The sequence below is a fragment of the Methylobacterium sp. J-059 genome, from assembly GCF_022829485.1.
Taxonomy (GTDB): domain Bacteria; phylum Pseudomonadota; class Alphaproteobacteria; order Rhizobiales; family Beijerinckiaceae; genus Methylobacterium.
The window spans coordinates 33,514-49,082 of the sequence record NZ_JAKSYA010000153.1 but is presented as its reverse complement, the minus strand read 5'-3'; the positions used below and the strand labels follow the sequence as shown (position 1 = coordinate 49,082).

Below are 15,569 nucleotides of genomic sequence, written 5' to 3'. Positions count from 1 at the left end.
CCCCCCGGGGGAAGGGACCCGCGCAGGTCTCGGCGAGGTCGAGATCTCCGCGTCCCGCTATCACGAACTGCGCGCGCGGCAAAAACGCGAACGGGCCCCGCGAGGGGCCCGTTCGGTCGTCCGTGGATCGATCGGGCGTCAACCCGCCTTGTGCAGCTCGGGCTGGAGACCGTGGACCTCGCCGCCGACGTCGGCCCAGACCCGCTTCTTGACGTAGTACAGCAGCCCCGAGAGCAGGATCAGGAACAGGATCACCCGGAAGCCGAGCGCCTTGCGCGCCATCATGTGCGGCTCGGCGGCCCAGGCCATGAAGGCCGCCACGTCGCGGGTGTACTGGTCGACCGTCTCCGGCACGACCGGCTGGCCGGCCTCGTTCTTCGGGTAGGTCACCTGGCCGTCGCTGATCGGGTTCGGCATCGCGATCAGGTGGCCGGGATAGTACTTGTTGTAGTGCACGCCGTCCGGCACGTCGGTGCCCTTCGGGGGCTCCTCGTAGCCGTTCAGCACCGCGTGGATGTAGTCCACGCCCTGCTCGGAATAGCCGACGAAGGGCAGCGCGTCGGTGATGAACCACGGGAAGCCGCGCTCGAAGGTGCGGGCCTTGGCCAGCACCGAGAAGTCCGGCGGCGCCTTGCCGCCGTTGGCCGCCGCCGCCGCCTGGTCGTTCGGGAAGGGCGGCGGGAACTTGTCGGCCGGGCGGCCGGGCCGCTCGAACATCTCGCCGGCGTCGTTCGGGCCGTCCTTGACCTGGTAGGTCGCGGCGAGCGCCTTGACCTGGCTCTCCGAGAAGTCGGGACCGCCCTCCTCCGCGAGGTTGCGGAAGTCCACGAGCTTCATCGAGTGGCAGGCGGAGCAGACCTCCTTGTAGACCTGGAACCCGCGCTGGAGCTGCGCCTGGTCGAAGCGGCCGAACACGCCGGCGTAGCTCCACTGGAGGCGGGGCGGCTGGTTGCCGCCATGCGCGTCCTCGGCGGAGGCCGCCGAGGAGCCCAGCGGGGCGCCGAGGGAGAGCGCCAGCAGGGAGGCGGCGAGAAGGCTCGAGAGTTTCATCGTCGGTTCCGGTCCTGCCCTCAGCCCTTGGTCGTCGGCGCCGCGGCGGCGCCCGCCGGCAGCCCGGACCCGCTCACCTGCTTGCCCGGCCCGGTCACGCTCTCCAGGATCGACCCGGGCAGCGCCTTCGGCGTCTCGATCAGGCCGACGATCGGCATCACGAGGAGGAAGTGGGCGAAGTAGTAGAAGGTGCAGATCTGCGAGGCGATGACGTAGCCGCCTTCCGGCGGCTTGGCGCCGAGCCAGCCGAGGATGACCGTGACCGCAAGGAACAGCCAGAAGAACTGGCGGTAGATCGGCCGGTAGTTGCACGAACGCACCCGCGAGGTGTCGAGCCACGGCGCGAGCGCGAGGATCAGCACCGCCGAGAACATCAGGATCACGCCGCCGAGCTTCGACGGCACCGCGCGCAGGATCGCGTAGAACGGCAGGAAGTACCATTCGGGCACGATGTGGGCCGGGGTCACGGCGGGGTTGGCCGGGACGTAGTTGTCGGCGTGGCCGAGATAGTTCGGCTGGTAGAAGATGAACCACGCGAACAGGATCATGAACACCACGGTGGCGAACACGTCCTTGATCGTGGCGTAGGGGGTGAAGGGCACCGCGTCCTTCGAGGACTTGATCGGGATGCCGGTCGGGTTGTTCTGGCCGGTGACGTGCAGCGCCCAGACGTGGAGCACCACGACGCCGGCGATCATCCACGGCAGCAGGTAGTGCAGCGAGAAGAAGCGGTTGATCGTCGGGTTGCCGACCGAGTAGCCGCCCCAGAGCAGGCTCTGGATGGTGTCGCCGACCACGGGGATCGCGGCGAGGATGTTGGTGATGACGGTCGCGCCCCAGAAGCTCATCTGGCCCCAGGGCAGGGTGTAGCCGAGGAAGGCGGTCGCCATCATCAGGAGGTAGATGATCACGCCGAGGATGTAGAGCACCTCGCGCGGGGCCTTGTACGACCCGTAATACAGCGCCCGGAAGATGTGCACGTAGACCGCGACGAAGAACATCGACGCGCCGTTGGCGTGGGCGTAGCGCAGCAGCCAGCCGTAGTTCACGTCGCGCATGATGTGCTCGACGGAGTTGAACGCCTGGGTCGCCGAGGGCTCGTAGTGCATCGCGAGCCAGACGCCGGTGACGATCTGGATGCCGAGGAAGGCGATCAGGATCGCGCCGAAGGTCCAGAAGTAGTTCAGGTTGCGCGGCACCGGGAAGGCGACGAACGACGAGTGCACCAGCCCGACGATCGGCAGGCGGGCCTCGAACCACTTCGCGAGGCGGCTCTTGGGGACGTAGGCGTTGGCGTGAGCGCTCATGGGCGGTCCCTCGTGTCTCAGGCCGCGGCCTTGGCTTCCTCGCCGATGCGGATCTTCGCGTCGGTCTGGAAGGAATAGGGCGGGATCGGAAGGTTGATCGGGGCGGGGCCGCGGCGGACGCGGCCGACCGCGTCGAACTGCGAGCCGTGGCAGGGGCAGGCCCAGCCCTCGAAGTTGCCCTGGTGGCCGATCGGCACGCAGCCGAGATGGGTGCAGTTGCCGTAGACCACGAGCCACTGGTCGTGGCCCTTCTTCACCCGCGTGCCGAAGGGAGCCGGATCGGAGAGCTGGCTCTCCGGGATCGCCTTCATGTCCGTCACCTCCTTCTCGGTGAGCTTGCGGACGAAGATCAGCTTGCCGCGCCAGAACACGTTGATGATCTGGCCGTCGGTGATCGGGGCGAGGTCGACGTCGATCGGCGCGCCGGCGGCGATGGTGGCGGCGTCCGGCGCCATCGAGGCGACGAAGGGCCAGGCGACGGCGCCGACGCCGACGGCGGCGCCCGCGCCGGTGGCCAGGTACAGGAAGTCGCGGCGGGTTCCGTCCGGGGCGGCGGTGCCGGTGGACGCGGCGGCGGAGGTGTTCGCCAAGGTCGTCAATCTCCCAGTGTGCCGTCGCCCGATCTCGTGGCGTCGGGCAGGTCGGCGGAGCGCTCCCGGGCGGATGGGAATCCGATCTCGCCCGCCGCGTCGGACCGCCCGTGCGGAGCGGACCAGAGCATCATCGTTCTAATCTGTGCAATGCGACCGCACGTCGCCCGAAGTCAAGCCAAGCTGTGCCGGAGGACGACACGGATCGGGTTTCCTATCGCGCGGGCGGCCCGGCGGGCCCGGGCCTGCGGTCCCGAAGCGCGGTCAGGCGGCGCCAGCGGGCGGTGAGCAGGATCGCGACGACGAACAGGCCGGCGCAGAAACCGAGCCAGATCCCGTAGCCCTGCAGCCCCGCCCCCCAGGCGAGCGCCGCGCCGGCGGGTACGCCGATGCCCCAGTAGCCGCCGACGGCGATCAGCATCGGCACCTTCGTATCTTGCAGGCCGCGCAGCATCCCGAGGGCGACGGACTGGACCCCGTCGGCCACCGCGAACAACGCCGCGAAGCCAAGGAAGCCGACCGCGTAGGGCATCACCGCGACGTTGGCGGGTGCCTCGACGTCGAGGAACAGCCCGATCAGCAGGCGCGGCGCGCCGAGCTGGAGGCTAGCGCAGGCCGCCATGAAGCCGAAGCCGAGCGCCAGCGCGACGCGGGCGGCGAGCCGCACGCCCTGCGGGTCGTGCGCGCCGTGCCGCAGGCCGACGCGCACGGTGGCGCCCTGCGCGACCCCGTTCGGGACCATGAAGCAGAGCGCCGCGATCTGGATCGCCACCGCGTGCGCGGCGAGCTGGGCCGCGCCGAACAGCCCCATGCCGAGCACCGCCGCCTCGAACAGGCCGGCTTCCGCGAGCCCCGTCCCCGCCATCGGCAGGCCGAGGCGGAACAGGGCCGAGAGGCGCTTCGCATCGAAGCGCCAGACCCGGTGCAGCAGCCGGTACCGGCGCAGGCCGCGGTCGCGCAGGATCACCGCGACGAGCACGAGGAGGGTGAAGAACGCGGCGCAGGTGGTGGCGATGCCGACCCCGACCAGCCCCATGCCGAGGCGTCCGGGGCCCTCGAAGGCGAGCCAGACCCCGAGGCCGATATTGACCGGCAGCGCCATCAGGCTGGCGGCGAGCGGCCAGCTCGGGCGCTCCAGCGCCGCGAAGGTGCCGCGCAGCACCATGAACAGCAGGGCCGGCCACATCGCCCATTCCAGCGCGCGCATGTAGCGGCCGGCATCCTCGGCCAGCGCCGGCGGCTCGCCGATCGCTTCCAGCAGCGCCCACGTGTGCCACAGCCCGAGCATCAGCGGGATCGCGACGAGGGTCGCGGCCCAGAACCCGGCCCGCACGAGGCGGCGCACGGCGTCCGAATCGGTGCGGTCGCGCCCGAGCGCCTCCGCGATCAGGGGCGCCACCGCCGAGGTCAGGCCGATGCCGCAGATGAACAGGATGAAGTACAGGCTGGTGGCCAGCGTCGCCGCCGCGAGCTCGGGCGCGCCCAGGCGGCCGAGCATCACCGTGTCGGCGGTGATCAGCCCGTGCTGGGCGAGGTTGGTGAGGACGAGGGGCGCGGCGAGCGCGAGGGTCGCGCGCAGCTCCGCGATCCACGGTCGCCGGACGGGAGGCCGCCCCTCCCCGGCCGAGGCCGCGAGGCCGAATGCCGGCATGTCTTGGTCTCTCGATGATCTGGCCGGCGCGGCCGCCCATTTGAATGCAGAGAGGTCCTATGCCCTCCCCGTCATTCCGGGCTCTGGTTCCGCGCGTTCTACCCCGGCAACGCGTCGGAAATCCGACGGGGCTCGGGTTTGGGCGCCCGGTCGGGCAGGAAGCCGCCGGACTGGCGCTCCCACAATCGGGCGTAGAGGCCGCCGCGGCCGATCAGCTCGGCATGCGTCCCCTCCTCGACGATGCGGCCCTCGTCGATGACCACGAGGCGGTCGAGCGCCGCGATGGTCGAGAGCCGGTGGGCGATGGCGAGCACGGTCTTGCCCTGCATCAGGGTGTCGAGGCTCTCCTGGATCGCCGCCTCGACCTCCGAATCCAGCGCCGAGGTCGCCTCGTCGAGGATCAGCACGGGGGCGTCCTTGAGGATCACCCGGGCGATGGCGATGCGCTGGCGCTGGCCGCCGGAGAGCTTCACCCCGCGCTCGCCGACCTGGGCGTCGTAGCCGCGCCGCCCCTTGTGGTCGACGAGGTCATGGATGAAGGCGTCGGCATGGGCGAGCTCGGCGGCGCGGGCGACCGCGTCCATGGTCGCGTCGGGGCGGCCGTAGGCGATGTTGTCGCGGATCGAGCGGTGCAGCAGCGAGGTGTCCTGGCTGACCATGGCGATGGCGCCCCGCAGCGAATCCTGCGTGACGCGCGCGATGTCCTGGCCATCGACGGTGATGCGGCCGCTCTCGACGTCGTGCAGGCGCAGCAGCAGCGAGGTGATCGTGGTCTTGCCCGCGCCGCTGACGCCGACGAGCCCGACCTTCTCGCCGGCCCGGATGTGCAGCGACAGGTTCTCGATCACGTTGGCGTCGCCGCGGCCGTAATGGAAGCCGACGTTCTCGAAGCGGATGTCCCCGCCCGCGACCTTCAGCACGGCGGCGTCGGGCGCGTCGACGAGCCCGTGCGGACGGCTGATCGTCTGCATGCTCTCCTGGATCACGCCGACGTTCTCGAACACGCCGCGCACGGTCTGCATCACCCAGCCCGACATCGCGAGCAGGCGCAGCACCAGCGCGAGGCCGGCGGCGGCCTCGCCCGTGGTCATGCCGCCGCGCTGCCACAGCATCAGGCACAGGGCGCCGGTGGCGAGCAGCAGGGCGCTGTTGAGGATGCCGAGCAGGGTCGTCGTCAGCGTCACCAGCCGGAACTGGTGCAGGTAGGTCCGGGTGTTGCTGTCGATCGCCTCGCGCACGGCCGCGCGCTCCTCGCGGTCGCGGGCGAAGAGCTTGACGGTGAGGATGTTGGTGTAGCTGTCGACCACCCGCCCGACCAGCGCCGAGCGGGTCTCGGCGGTGCGGTGCGACCGCTCGCGCGCCCGCGGCACGAACCACGCCGTCAGCCCGGCATAGGCCGCGATCCAGGCCACCACCGGCAAGGCCAGCCACACCGAGATCGACGAGAACAGGCCGACCGCGGTGATCGCGTAGATCGCCACGTAGAGCAGGGTGTCGATGAACACGACCGCGATCTCGCGCACCGCCGGGCCGACCTGGACGATGCGGTTGGCGAGGCGGCCGGCGAAGTCGCCCTGGAAGTACGAGAGCGAGTGGCCGAGCGTGTAGAGGTGGGTGCGCCAGCGGACCTGGTTGGTGGTCTGCGGCACGATGAGCTGGTTCGAGGCGACCTCGTGCAGCCAGATCGTGGTCGGCCGCACCACCACGAGGAACAGCGCGGCGAGCGCCAGCGCGAGCCCATGATCCTGCAGCAGCGTCGTCCGGTCGGCGCCGTTCATCAGGTCGATGAACCAGCGCATCAGCAGGTAGAGCGAGGCCTCGACCGTGCCCGCCACCACCGCGATGACGAACAGGGCGGCGAGCGCGGCCCGCATCGGGCGCAGGTAGAACGCGGCGAAGCCGAGCACGGTCTTGGGGGGCATCCGCTCTGCGTCGAAGGGCGCGAACGGGTCGATGCGGCGCTCGAGCCAATCGAGGAACATGGTGTCACGGTGCTTTGCGTCGGGGAGGCGTGACCCTCATGTAAGCCCGCGGTCGTCCCGGCCAAGCGCGGAGCGATGCCGCAGCGCGTCGGGGCTGTCATGCGTCGGCACGGATCGGCCGTGCCGGCGTGGATTGGTCGGCGGCGCCGAAGCGGATATCCCCGGAGCATGCTCCGCCTCGCGCTCTACCAGCCCGACATCCCCCAGAACACCGGCACGCTGCTGCGCATGGCGGCCTGCCTCGGGCTCTCCGTCGAGATCGTCGAGCCGGCGGGCTTCGACGTGTCCGACCGTCACCTGCGCCGCTCGGGGCTCGACTACCTCGACCACGTCGCGATCACCCGGCACCGTTCCTGGGCGGCGTTCTCGGAATGGCGCCTCCAGGCCGGAATCCGCCTGGTGCTCGCCACCACCGCGGGCGCCCTGCCCTACACGGGCTTCGCCTTCCGCGACGGCGACTGCATCCTGATGGGCCGCGAATCGGCCGGCGTGCCCGAGGCGGTCCACGCCGCGGCCGACGCGCGGGTGGTGGTGCCGATCCGCGCCGGGATGCGCTCGCTCAACGTCGCGGTCGCCGCGGCGATGATCTGCGGCGAGGCGATCCGGCAGGGGGCCGGGCCGACGGCCTGAGCCGCCCGGCCCGCGCGCGCCCGACGGTGTCGCCGGGCGCCTCGCGCCGGTTCGCCGCCGTGGGCGGTGGCTCGCGCCCGCGCGATCGGCGTCACGCCGTCACGCCGGCGCGCGGGCCGCGAAGACCTCCTTGGCGGCGAACAGGCCGTTGAGGGCGGCCGGGAAGCCGGCATAGACCGCCATCTGCATGATCACCTCGGTGATCTCGTCGCGGGACAGGCCGACGTTCAGGCCCGCCTCGATGTGCACCTTCAGCTGCGGCGCGGCGTTGCCCATCGCCGTCAGCGCTGCGATCGTGGCGATCTCCCGCGATCGCAGGTCGAGGCCGGGGCGGCTGTAGATGTCGCCGAACGGGAACTCGATCAGGTAGCGGGCGAAATCCGGGGCGATGCCGGACAGCGCCGCGATCACGTGCTCCCCGGCCTGCCCGTCGATCTCAGCGAGCGCGCGGGCGCCCCGCGCGTAGCGGCTTTCCGGGGTCGGGCTCTGGTCGGTCGTCATCGTGCATCCCTTCGGTCGAGCAGGCATAGCCGGCGATCTTCGTGTCGAGGGCGGCCAGGGCGTCCTGCAACGCGGCGACGTGCGCGCGGACCTGCGCGCGATGCCGTTCGAGCAGCAGGCGCCGTTCCGGAGCCGTCGCCGGTCCGGCGCGCCGCAGGGCCGCGTAATGCAGCATCGTCCGGATCGGCATGCCGGTGGTCTTGAGACGGTCGAGGAAGCCGATCCAGGCCAGGATCGACCCGTCGTAGTGCCGGTGCCCCGCGGCGTCCCGCTCGACGAACGGCAGCAGCCCGATCCGCTCATAGTAGCGGAGGGTGTGGGCCGTCAGGCCCGAGCGTTTGGCGAGTTCGCCGATCCGCATGCACCGCTTGCCTTTCGGCCCTTTGACCCTTTGGCCCTCGCCACGATGCCATCGAGGCTACGGCTTCGAGCGCGCTCGAAGTCAAGCGCGGGTCGAAGCCCGGTTTCGCGATGCGTGAATTGACGCCGCCGGGGCGGAGTGGGACATCCCGTCCATGACGATGCCGGACACCGAGACAGCCCGCCCCCGCCTGCCCGAGGCCGACGTCACGGCGCTCAAGGCCGAGGCGACCGCGTGGTTCACGACGCTGCGCGACCGCATCGTCGGCGCGCTCGAGACCCTGGAGGCCGAGGCCGAGGGGCCGTTCCATCCGGACGCACCCGCTGCGGCTGGGCACTTCGAAAAAACCCCCTGGGAGCGGACCGACCACACCGGCCGGCCCGGCGGCGGCGGCACCATGGCGATGCTGCACGGCCGGGTGTTCGAGAAGGCCGGCGTCCACGTCTCGGCGGTGCACGGCGAGTTCGCGCCGGAGTTCCGCGCCCAGATGCCGGGCGCTGCGGAGGACCCGCGCTTCTTCGCCACCGGCATCTCGCTGATCGCGCATCCGTGGAACCCGAACGTGCCGACGGTCCACATGAACACCCGCTTCGTGGTGACGACGAAGACGTGGTTCGGCGGCGGAGCCGACCTCACCCCGGTGCTCGAGCGCCGGCGGACGCAGGACGACCCCGACACGCAGCACTTCCACGCCTGCCTCAAGGCAGCCTGCGACGCCCACGCCCCGGCGGCGAACTACGACAAGTACAAGCAGTGGTGCGAGGAATACTTCTACCTGCCGCACCGCAAGGAGCCCCGCGGCGTCGGCGGGATCTTCTACGACTACCACTGGACCGGCGACCCGCAGGCCGACCTCGCCTACACCCGCGACGTCGGCGGCGCCTTCCTCGCGGCCTATCCCGAGATCGTCCGGCGCAACGTCGCGACGCCCTGGACCGAGGCCGACCGGCTGGAGCAGCAGGTGCGGCGCGGGCGCTACGTCGAGTTCAACCTGCTCCACGACCGCGGCACGATCTTCGGCCTGAAGACCGGCGGCAACGTCGCCTCGATCCTGTCGTCGCTGCCGCCGACCGTGCGCTGGCCGTGAGCGACGATCTCCCCAAAAGCTTCGCCCCGCAGCAGGACGCGGCGCTGAAGGCCATCGCCGCCTGGCGCAAGGACAAGGGCGCCGCCCAGGTGTTCCGGCTGTTCGGCTACGCCGGCACCGGCAAGACCACGCTGGCCCGCCGCATCGCCGACGACGTCGACGGCTCGGTGGTGTTCGGGGCCTTCACCGGCAAGGCGGCCTCGGTGATGCGCCAGAAGGGCTGCCAGGACGCCGCGACGATCCACTCGCTGATCTACCGCACCAAGGAGACGGAAGAGGGCGGCCCCGCCTTCTCGCTGAACCGCGCCGGGCCGGCGGCCAAGGCCGACCTCATCGTCATCGACGAGTGCTCGATGGTCGATTCCGACCTCGGCCACGACCTGCTGTCGTTCGACAAGCCGGTGCTGGTGCTCGGCGACCCGGCGCAGCTGCCGCCGGTGCGCGGCGGCGGCTTCTTCACCGAGGCCGAGCCCGACGTGATGCTGACCGAGGTCCACCGCCAGGCCAAGGACGACCCGATCGTGCGCATGGCGATGACGGTGCGCGAGGGCGGCCGGCTCGCGCTCGGCGAGTACGGCGCCAGCCGCGTGGTCTCGCGCCGCGCCATCGACCCGACCCAGGTGCTCGACTGCGACCAGGTGCTGGTGGGCATGAACAAGACCCGCCGTCTCTACAACGGGCGGCTGCGGGAGCTGGCCGGCCACGTCGACCCGATGCCGGCGGTGGGCGAGAAGCTGGTCTGCCTGCGCAACGACCGCACCAAGGGCCTGCTCAACGGCTCGACCTGGACCGTGCAGGCCCTGCGCGCGCCGCCCCGCCCCGACACGATCCGCCTCGACGTGGTGCCGGAGGACGACGCCGGCATGCGCAAGCGCGCCATCGACATCAAGGTTTTACGCGCCGTGATTTCCGGGTCCGAGGAGGAGATCCCGGCCTTCCTGCGCCGGGAGACCGACGAGTTCACCTACGGCTACGCCCTCACCGTCCACAAGGCGCAGGGCTCGCAGTGGGACAAGGTGGTGCTGTTCGACGAATCGTTCGCCTTCCGCGAGCACCGGGCGCGGTGGCTCTACACCGGCCTGACCCGCGCGGCGCAGGCGATCACGGTGGTGGTGTAGGACCGGCTCTTCCCTCCCCCGACGGATCTCGTGCTCGCCCGAGATCCGCACCCTGTGTGCCCAAGTCGGGCAGGCCCGACTTGGGTGCGGGGGAGGGCTTGCAGTCTCAGAGCTTCGTCCCGAAGATCTCCGCCACCTGCGGGATGTCCTTGTCGCCGCGGCCGCACAGGTTCATCACCATGAGATGGTCGGCCGGCTTCTTCGGGGCCATCTCCAGCACCTTGGCGAGGGCGTGGGCTGGCTCCAGCGCCGGGATGATGCCCTCGAGCATCGAGCACAGCTTGAACGCGCCGAGCGCCTCCTGGTCGGTGGCCGAGAGGTAGGTGACGCGGCCGGCCTCGTGCAGCCAGGCGTGCTCGGGGCCGATGCCGGGATAGTCAAGGCCGGCCGAGATCGAGTGCGCGTCCGCGATCTGCCCGTCGTCGTCCATCAGCAGGTAGGTGCGGTTGCCGTGCAGCACCCCCGGCCGTCCGCCCGAGAGCGAGGCCGCGTGCAGGCCCGACGAGACGCCGTGGCCGGCGGCCTCGACGCCGAAGATCTCCACGTCGCGGTCGTCGAGGAAGGGGTGGAACAGCCCCATCGCGTTCGAGCCGCCGCCGATGCAGGCCACGAGCGAATCGGGCAGCCGCCCCTCGGCCTCCAGCATCTGCTCCTTGGTCTCGCGGCCGATGATCGACTGGAAGTCGCGCACCATCGCCGGATAGGGGTGCGGGCCGGCGACCGTGCCGATGCAGTAGAACGTGTCGGCGACGTTGGTGACCCAGTCGCGCAGGGCCTCGTTCATCGCGTCCTTCAGGGTCTTGGTGCCGGACTCGACCGGGATCACCTCGGCGCCGAGCATCTTCATCCGGAAGACGTTCGGGGCTTGGCGCGCCACGTCGACGGCGCCCATGTAGACCACGCAGGTCAGGCCGAACCGGGCGCAGAGGGTCGCGGTGGCGACGCCGTGCTGGCCGGCGCCGGTCTCGGCGATGATCCGCTTCTTGCCCATCCGGCGGGCGAGCAGGATTTGCCCGAGGACGTTGTTCACCTTGTGCGAGCCGGTGTGGTTCAGCTCGTCGCGCTTGAAGTAGATCTTCGCGCCGCCGCAATGCTCGGTCAGCCGCTCCGCGAAGTAGAGCGGGCTCGGTCGGCCGACGTAGTGCTTGAGGTAGCCGTCCATCTCGGCCTGGAACCCCGGGTCGGCCTTGGCCGCGGCGTAGGCCTCTTCCAGGGAGAGGATCAGCGGCATCAGCGTCTCGGCGACGAAGCGGCCGCCGAAGATGCCGAACCGGCCGCGCTCGTCGGGGCCGGTGCGGAACGAGTTCGGAGGGGGAGAGAGGGTCACGGATCGCGTCCTTGTTCGCGAGGGTGGGGTCGCGACGCGGTGATCGCGAAGGGCGGTCCGGGTGCGTGGCGCACCGGGCGCGCCGGGTCGGGTCCGGTTTGCGGTAGGATCGCCCCGCGGGTCAACACGCGCCCGCGCATGGCGGCCGGGGCCGACCGTCGCGGCGAGACGAAAAAGGGCCGGGCGTCGCCGCCCGGCCCTCGTTGTCCGATCCCGTCCGTGCCGGGCTATTGCGGCTTGTCGGCGGGAACGCCCTGCTCGCTGCCGTTCGCCTTGAGATCCTGGGCCTTCTGCTCGGCCGCGGGGTCGGCCTTGGCCGGCGCCTCGGTGGTCGCGGGCGCCGGCGGCGCGGTCGGCGCAGGCGCCGTGTCGGCGGCGGGCGACGGCCCGCTGCTCTCGGGCGCCGACTTCTGCTCGACCGCGTTGCGGTTCTCGGAGCCGGCGCCGGCGGGCGCGCCGGGCGCCTTCTCGGTCACCGGCTTGGCGCCCTCCGCCTTGTTGTCGGCGGGCTTGGCCGGGCTGTCCTTGCCCTCGGAGGCCTTGCCGGCCGCCGGCTTCTCGGAGGTCGGCTTGTCCGCCGGCTTGGCTTCGGCGGGCTTGGCGTCGGCGGGCTTGGCGTCGGCCGGCTTGTCGGCGGGCTTGGCATCGGCGGGCTTGGCATCGGCCGCCTTCTCGACCGCCGGCAGCGGCTTGGGGCTGTCCGACAGGGTGTGGAGGTAGGCGATGACGTTGGCGCGCTCCTGAGGCGAGCTGATGCCGGCGAACGCCATCTTGGTGCCCTTCACGTAGGCCTTGGGGCTCGTGAGGAACTCGTCGAGGTCGGCGTAGGTCCAGGTGCCGCCCTTCTCCTTCATGCCGGCCGAGTAGTCGAAGCCCTCGTGGCTGCCCTTCTTGCGCTCGACCACCTCCCACAGGTCGGGGCCGACCTTGTTCGGGCCGCCCTTCTCGAAGCTGTGGCAGGCCTGGCACGCCTTGGTGCCGCCCTGGCCCTTCTCGACGTTGGCGGAGGCCAGCCGCACGGCGATCGGCTCGACCTTGGCGGCCTCGGGCGCCGCGGCGCTCTCCTCCTTGGCCTCGGGCAGGTCGTAGCCGGCCTTGCCCGCGGGCTTGGGATGGTAGATCAGCTCGGCGACGAAGCCCGATCCGGCCACCAACAGCAGGGCGCCGAGCACCGCACCGGCCACCTTGTTCAGCTCGAACGAGTCCATGCTTTCTTCAACTCCTGTCGCGCTGCGCGGCGGGCGAATCCGCGCCCGGCCTGCCGGCGCCGGACTTTGGAAGATTTCGAGGGTGCTTAGCCGCTCGAAGCCGACCTTGACAATGGCGGAATGGGTGACAGTCGGCACACGATTGGTCGCACGCCGCCGCCCGCCTCGACGCGCCCGGGCGGCGCGAGTGCCCGCGCCGCGCGCCCGAGGCCCGGCGCACGGCTTCGATGACAAGCCGGCGGGCGCCTGTTAAGCACCGGCCCGCGGCCCGGCCGCCGTCCCGCAGATCGCCCGTCGATGTCCGATCCCCTCGTCCTGATCCCCGCCCGCCTCGCGGCGACGCGGCTGCCGAACAAGCCCCTGGCGCTGATCGCCGGCGAGGCGATGATCGTGCATGTCTGGCGCCGCGCGGTCGAGGCCGGGATCGGGCCGGTGGTCGTCGCCACCGACACCGCCGAGATCGCCGCCGCGGTCGAGGCGGTGGGCGGCGTCGCGGTGATGACGCGGGCCGATCACCCGTCGGGCTCCGACCGCCTCGCCGAGGCCCTGGAGATCGTCGACCCGCAGGGCAACCACGACGTCGTCGTCAACGTGCAGGGCGACCTGCCGACGATCGATCCGCGGGCGATCGGGGCGGCGGTGGCGCTGCTCGCCGACCGCGCGGTCGACATCGCCACGCTGTGCGCGCCGATCGTCGACCCGGCGGAGGCCGAGAACCCGAACGTGGTCAAGCTCGTCGGCCACACGGTCGGGCCGGAGCGCCTGCGCGCGCTCTACTTCACCCGCGCCCGCGCCCCCTGGGGCGACGGGCCGCTGTTCCACCATATCGGCCTCTACGCCTATCGCCGCCGGGCGCTGGCGCGCTTCATGGCGCTGCCGCCGGGCGAGCTCGAGACCCGCGAGAAGCTGGAGCAGCTCCGCGCGCTGGAGGCCGGGATGCGCATCGACGCCGCGATCGTCGACGACCTGCCGCTCGGCGTCGACACCCCCGCCGACCTGGAGCGCGCCCGCGCGCTGCTCGGCGCCCGCCGCCTCAACTGACCGTTGCGATGACCGATCCGAAGACCATCAGCTACCAGGGCGAGCCCGGCGCCAACTCGCACATCATCTGCGCGGAGGCCTACCCGGACTGGACCGCCCTGCCCTGCCCCACCTTCGAGGACGCCTTCGCGGCGGTCACCGAGGGCCGTGCGCAGGCGGCGATGATCCCGATCGAGAACTCGATCGCCGGCCGCGTCGCCGACATCCACCACCTGATCCCGACCTCGGCCCTGCACATCGTCGCCGAGCACTTCCTGCCGATCCACTTCCAGCTCATGGTGCTGCCGGGCACGCGGATCGAGGACCTGCGCTCGGTCCACACCCACGTCCACGCGCTCGGCCAGTGCCGTCGCATCATCCGGCGGCTCGGACTCAAGGCGGTGGTGGCCGGCGACACCGCGGGCGCCGCCCGCGAGGTGATGGAGGCGGGCGATCCTTCCCGCGCGGCGCTGGCGCCGGCTCTGGCGGCGGAGGTCTACGGCCTCGACATCCTCGCCCGCGACGTCGAGGACGAGGCCCACAACACGACGCGCTTCGTGGTGTTCCGCCCCGAGGCCCTGCCGGTGGCGGCGGGCGACCGCCCGATGGTGACGAGCTTCGTCTTCCGGGTGCGCAACATCCCGGCCGCGCTCTACAAGGCGCTCGGCGGCTTCGCGACCAACGGCGTCAACATGTCGAAGCTCGAGAGCTACATGGTCGACGGCGAGTTCACCGCGACGCAGTTCTACGCCGAGGTCGACGGCCATCCCGAGGAGCCGGGCCTCGCCCGCGCGCTGGCCGAGCTCGCCTACTTCTCGCGCGAGCTGCGGATCGTCGGGACCTACCCGGCCCACCCGTTCCGCGACGCGGCGCGGCCGGCGGCGGAGTAGCTCACTCCCGCCCGATCACCCGGTCGACCACCACGTCGGACCAGAAGCCCGGCCGGAAGCCGCGCTTGAGCGCCTCCGGGTCGTAGACGGTCTCGACCCAGGTCAGGAAGTCGAGCCCCTGCCCTGCGCCCTCCAGGGCGTAGCGGGCGAAGAACGCATCCAGGATCCCGGTCTTGGCGAAGCGGAAATGGCCGTAGCGGGCCGAGAGCTGGCGCGCGGCCTCCGCCACCGGGCGGTCCTCGTGCAGGATCAGGTAGAGGGCGGCGCCCAGGCCCGCCCGGTCGGCGCCCGACTTGCAGTGCATCACCGCCGGGTATTCGAGGCCGGCGAAGAAGTCGCGCGCGGCCAGGATCGTCTCGCGGGAGGGCGCCTCGCGCGAGCGCAGCACGAACTCGACGAGCTTGAGCCCCTGGCGCTCGCAGGCCTCGCGCTCCAGCGGCCAGGAGCCGTGCTCGCGCCCGCCGCGCAGCGAGACCACGGTGCGGACCCCCTCCGCCCGGAAGCGCGCCAGCTGGTGCGGGCCCGGCTGGGCCGAGCGCCACATCTTGCCCGTGCCGATCCGGTGGCGGTTGAGATAGGCCATCCGGAAGATGCCGTGATCGACGAACAGCATGTTCGCCCAGGCGCCGAGCCGTGCCGGCGCGCCGCTGATCGGCCGCGCGAAGCGCTCGATGCGGGCCATGCGCCGGGCGTAGCGGGTCTCGGGGCTGAGGAAGCGGTTGAACACGGGCTCTCGCGGTGGTGGCGAGGAGCAGGCTCTATCAGCGCGCCCCCGGGCCGGCAATTCGGCATCTCCCTTGCCTGTACCGGTCGCGAAGGGCGCTTGGCTGCCTTCTGTTCGCCCCGA

The 15,569-nt window shown here is 71.5% G+C and carries 15 protein-coding genes; 5 read left to right on the top strand and 10 right to left on the bottom strand.

All coding sequences use genetic code 11. From position 1 onward, the window contains the following. Positions 1 to 138: 138 nt before the first annotated feature. The 5 genes from MKK55_RS23165 to MKK55_RS23145 all read right to left on the bottom strand — a co-directional run bounded on the left by MKK55_RS23165 (position 139) and on the right by MKK55_RS23145 (position 6,580). Complete coding sequence (locus tag MKK55_RS23165; protein ID WP_147725805.1) at positions 139 to 1,050, bottom strand: cytochrome c1; 912 nt, start codon at positions 1,048 to 1,050, stop codon at positions 139 to 141. Between the two features lie 20 nt (positions 1,051 to 1,070). Continuing rightward, positions 1,071 to 2,357, bottom strand: a complete 1,287-nt coding sequence (locus tag MKK55_RS23160; RefSeq protein WP_147725806.1) for a cytochrome b — start codon at positions 2,355 to 2,357, stop codon at positions 1,071 to 1,073. Between the two features lie 17 nt (positions 2,358 to 2,374). Continuing rightward, positions 2,375 to 2,947 carry a ubiquinol-cytochrome c reductase iron-sulfur subunit gene (petA, locus tag MKK55_RS23155; RefSeq protein ID WP_147842694.1) on the bottom strand — a complete coding sequence of 191 codons (573 nt, stop codon included), beginning with the start codon at positions 2,945 to 2,947 and terminating at the stop codon, positions 2,375 to 2,377. Between the two features lie 214 nt (positions 2,948 to 3,161). Next, positions 3,162 to 4,598 carry an MATE family efflux transporter gene (locus MKK55_RS23150; RefSeq protein WP_243937830.1) on the bottom strand — a complete coding sequence of 479 codons (1,437 nt, stop codon included), beginning with the start codon at positions 4,596 to 4,598 and terminating at the stop codon, positions 3,162 to 3,164. Between the two features lie 98 nt (positions 4,599 to 4,696). Next, positions 4,697 to 6,580, bottom strand: a complete 1,884-nt coding sequence (locus MKK55_RS23145; protein WP_147859056.1) for an ABC transporter ATP-binding protein — start codon at positions 6,578 to 6,580, stop codon at positions 4,697 to 4,699. 168 nt (positions 6,581 to 6,748) lie between these two features. Between MKK55_RS23145 and MKK55_RS23140 the strand changes: the two genes are divergently transcribed. After that, positions 6,749 to 7,210 carry a tRNA (cytidine(34)-2'-O)-methyltransferase gene (locus MKK55_RS23140; protein WP_147842697.1) on the top strand — a complete coding sequence of 154 codons (462 nt, stop codon included), beginning with the start codon at positions 6,749 to 6,751 and terminating at the stop codon, positions 7,208 to 7,210. Positions 7,211 to 7,309: 99 nt separating this feature from the next. Here MKK55_RS23140 and MKK55_RS23135 read toward each other — a convergent pair whose 3' ends face one another. Both MKK55_RS23135 and MKK55_RS23130 read right to left on the bottom strand, forming a co-directional pair. Beyond that, the gene (locus MKK55_RS23135) at positions 7,310 to 7,711 is read right to left on the bottom strand and encodes a carboxymuconolactone decarboxylase family protein (protein WP_147727510.1); all 402 of its coding nucleotides are present in this window, start codon (positions 7,709 to 7,711) and stop codon (positions 7,310 to 7,312) included. Continuing rightward, the gene (locus tag MKK55_RS23130) at positions 7,647 to 8,072 is read right to left on the bottom strand and encodes a MerR family transcriptional regulator (protein ID WP_243937828.1); all 426 of its coding nucleotides are present in this window, start codon (positions 8,070 to 8,072) and stop codon (positions 7,647 to 7,649) included. Before MKK55_RS23130 ends, MKK55_RS23135 begins: the two co-directional genes overlap by 65 nt. Before the next feature lie 160 nt (positions 8,073 to 8,232). Between MKK55_RS23130 and hemF the strand changes: the two genes are divergently transcribed. Both hemF and MKK55_RS23120 read left to right on the top strand, forming a co-directional pair. Further along, a complete protein-coding gene (gene hemF, locus MKK55_RS23125; RefSeq protein WP_243937862.1) occupies positions 8,233 to 9,159 on the top strand; it encodes an oxygen-dependent coproporphyrinogen oxidase in 927 nt (308 codons plus the stop codon). Next, positions 9,156 to 10,277 carry an ATP-dependent RecD-like DNA helicase gene (locus tag MKK55_RS23120; RefSeq protein ID WP_243937827.1) on the top strand — a complete coding sequence of 374 codons (1,122 nt, stop codon included), beginning with the start codon at positions 9,156 to 9,158 and terminating at the stop codon, positions 10,275 to 10,277. The genes hemF and MKK55_RS23120 overlap by 4 nt, the downstream gene beginning before the upstream one ends. Positions 10,278 to 10,383: 106 nt before the next feature. Here the strand turns inward: MKK55_RS23120 and trpB are convergent, their stop codons facing one another. Both trpB and MKK55_RS23110 read right to left on the bottom strand, forming a co-directional pair. After that, the gene (gene trpB / locus MKK55_RS23115; RefSeq protein ID WP_147844278.1) at positions 10,384 to 11,604 is read right to left on the bottom strand and encodes a tryptophan synthase subunit beta; all 1,221 of its coding nucleotides are present in this window, start codon (positions 11,602 to 11,604) and stop codon (positions 10,384 to 10,386) included. A 227-nt stretch (positions 11,605 to 11,831) separates the two neighbouring features. Then, positions 11,832 to 12,812 carry a c-type cytochrome gene (locus tag MKK55_RS23110; protein ID WP_243937826.1) on the bottom strand — a complete coding sequence of 327 codons (981 nt, stop codon included), beginning with the start codon at positions 12,810 to 12,812 and terminating at the stop codon, positions 11,832 to 11,834. A 297-nt stretch (positions 12,813 to 13,109) separates the two neighbouring features. Between MKK55_RS23110 and MKK55_RS23105 the strand changes: the two genes are divergently transcribed. Both MKK55_RS23105 and MKK55_RS23100 read left to right on the top strand, forming a co-directional pair. Then, positions 13,110 to 13,853 (top strand): 3-deoxy-manno-octulosonate cytidylyltransferase, encoded by a 744-nt coding sequence (locus MKK55_RS23105; protein ID WP_147729379.1) that lies wholly within the window; start codon positions 13,110 to 13,112, stop codon positions 13,851 to 13,853. Between the two features lie 8 nt (positions 13,854 to 13,861). Beyond that, positions 13,862 to 14,722: a prephenate dehydratase gene (locus tag MKK55_RS23100; RefSeq protein ID WP_147729380.1), complete on the top strand. Its 861-nt coding sequence runs from the start codon at positions 13,862 to 13,864 to the stop codon at positions 14,720 to 14,722. Between the two features lies 1 nt (position 14,723). Here MKK55_RS23100 and MKK55_RS23095 read toward each other — a convergent pair whose 3' ends face one another. Further along, complete coding sequence (locus MKK55_RS23095; protein ID WP_147844116.1) at positions 14,724 to 15,449, bottom strand: tyrosine-protein phosphatase; 726 nt, start codon at positions 15,447 to 15,449, stop codon at positions 14,724 to 14,726. Positions 15,450 to 15,569: the final 120 nt, after the last annotated feature.

What these genes read in the sequence shown, in the direction of transcription:
- MKK55_RS23140 (WP_147842697.1), top strand. Translation starts at nt 6,749, where the DNA reads ATGCTCCGCCTCGCGCTCTACCAGCCCGACATCCCCCAGAACACCGGC.
- MKK55_RS23135 (WP_147727510.1), bottom strand. Translation starts at nt 7,711, where the DNA reads ATGACGACCGACCAGAGCCCGACCCCGGAAAGCCGCTACGCGCGGGGC.
- MKK55_RS23150 (WP_243937830.1), bottom strand. Translation starts at nt 4,598, where the DNA reads ATGCCGGCATTCGGCCTCGCGGCCTCGGCCGGGGAGGGGCGGCCTCCC.
- MKK55_RS23130 (WP_243937828.1), bottom strand. Translation starts at nt 8,072, where the DNA reads ATGCGGATCGGCGAACTCGCCAAACGCTCGGGCCTGACGGCCCACACC.
- MKK55_RS23165 (WP_147725805.1), bottom strand. Translation starts at nt 1,050, where the DNA reads ATGAAACTCTCGAGCCTTCTCGCCGCCTCCCTGCTGGCGCTCTCCCTC.
- MKK55_RS23100 (WP_147729380.1), top strand. Translation starts at nt 13,862, where the DNA reads ATGACCGATCCGAAGACCATCAGCTACCAGGGCGAGCCCGGCGCCAAC.
- hemF (WP_243937862.1), top strand. Translation starts at nt 8,233, where the DNA reads ATGCCGGACACCGAGACAGCCCGCCCCCGCCTGCCCGAGGCCGACGTC.
- MKK55_RS23105 (WP_147729379.1), top strand. Translation starts at nt 13,110, where the DNA reads ATGTCCGATCCCCTCGTCCTGATCCCCGCCCGCCTCGCGGCGACGCGG.
- MKK55_RS23160 (WP_147725806.1), bottom strand. Translation starts at nt 2,357, where the DNA reads ATGAGCGCTCACGCCAACGCCTACGTCCCCAAGAGCCGCCTCGCGAAG.
- MKK55_RS23110 (WP_243937826.1), bottom strand. Translation starts at nt 12,812, where the DNA reads ATGGACTCGTTCGAGCTGAACAAGGTGGCCGGTGCGGTGCTCGGCGCC.
- MKK55_RS23145 (WP_147859056.1), bottom strand. Translation starts at nt 6,580, where the DNA reads ATGTTCCTCGATTGGCTCGAGCGCCGCATCGACCCGTTCGCGCCCTTC.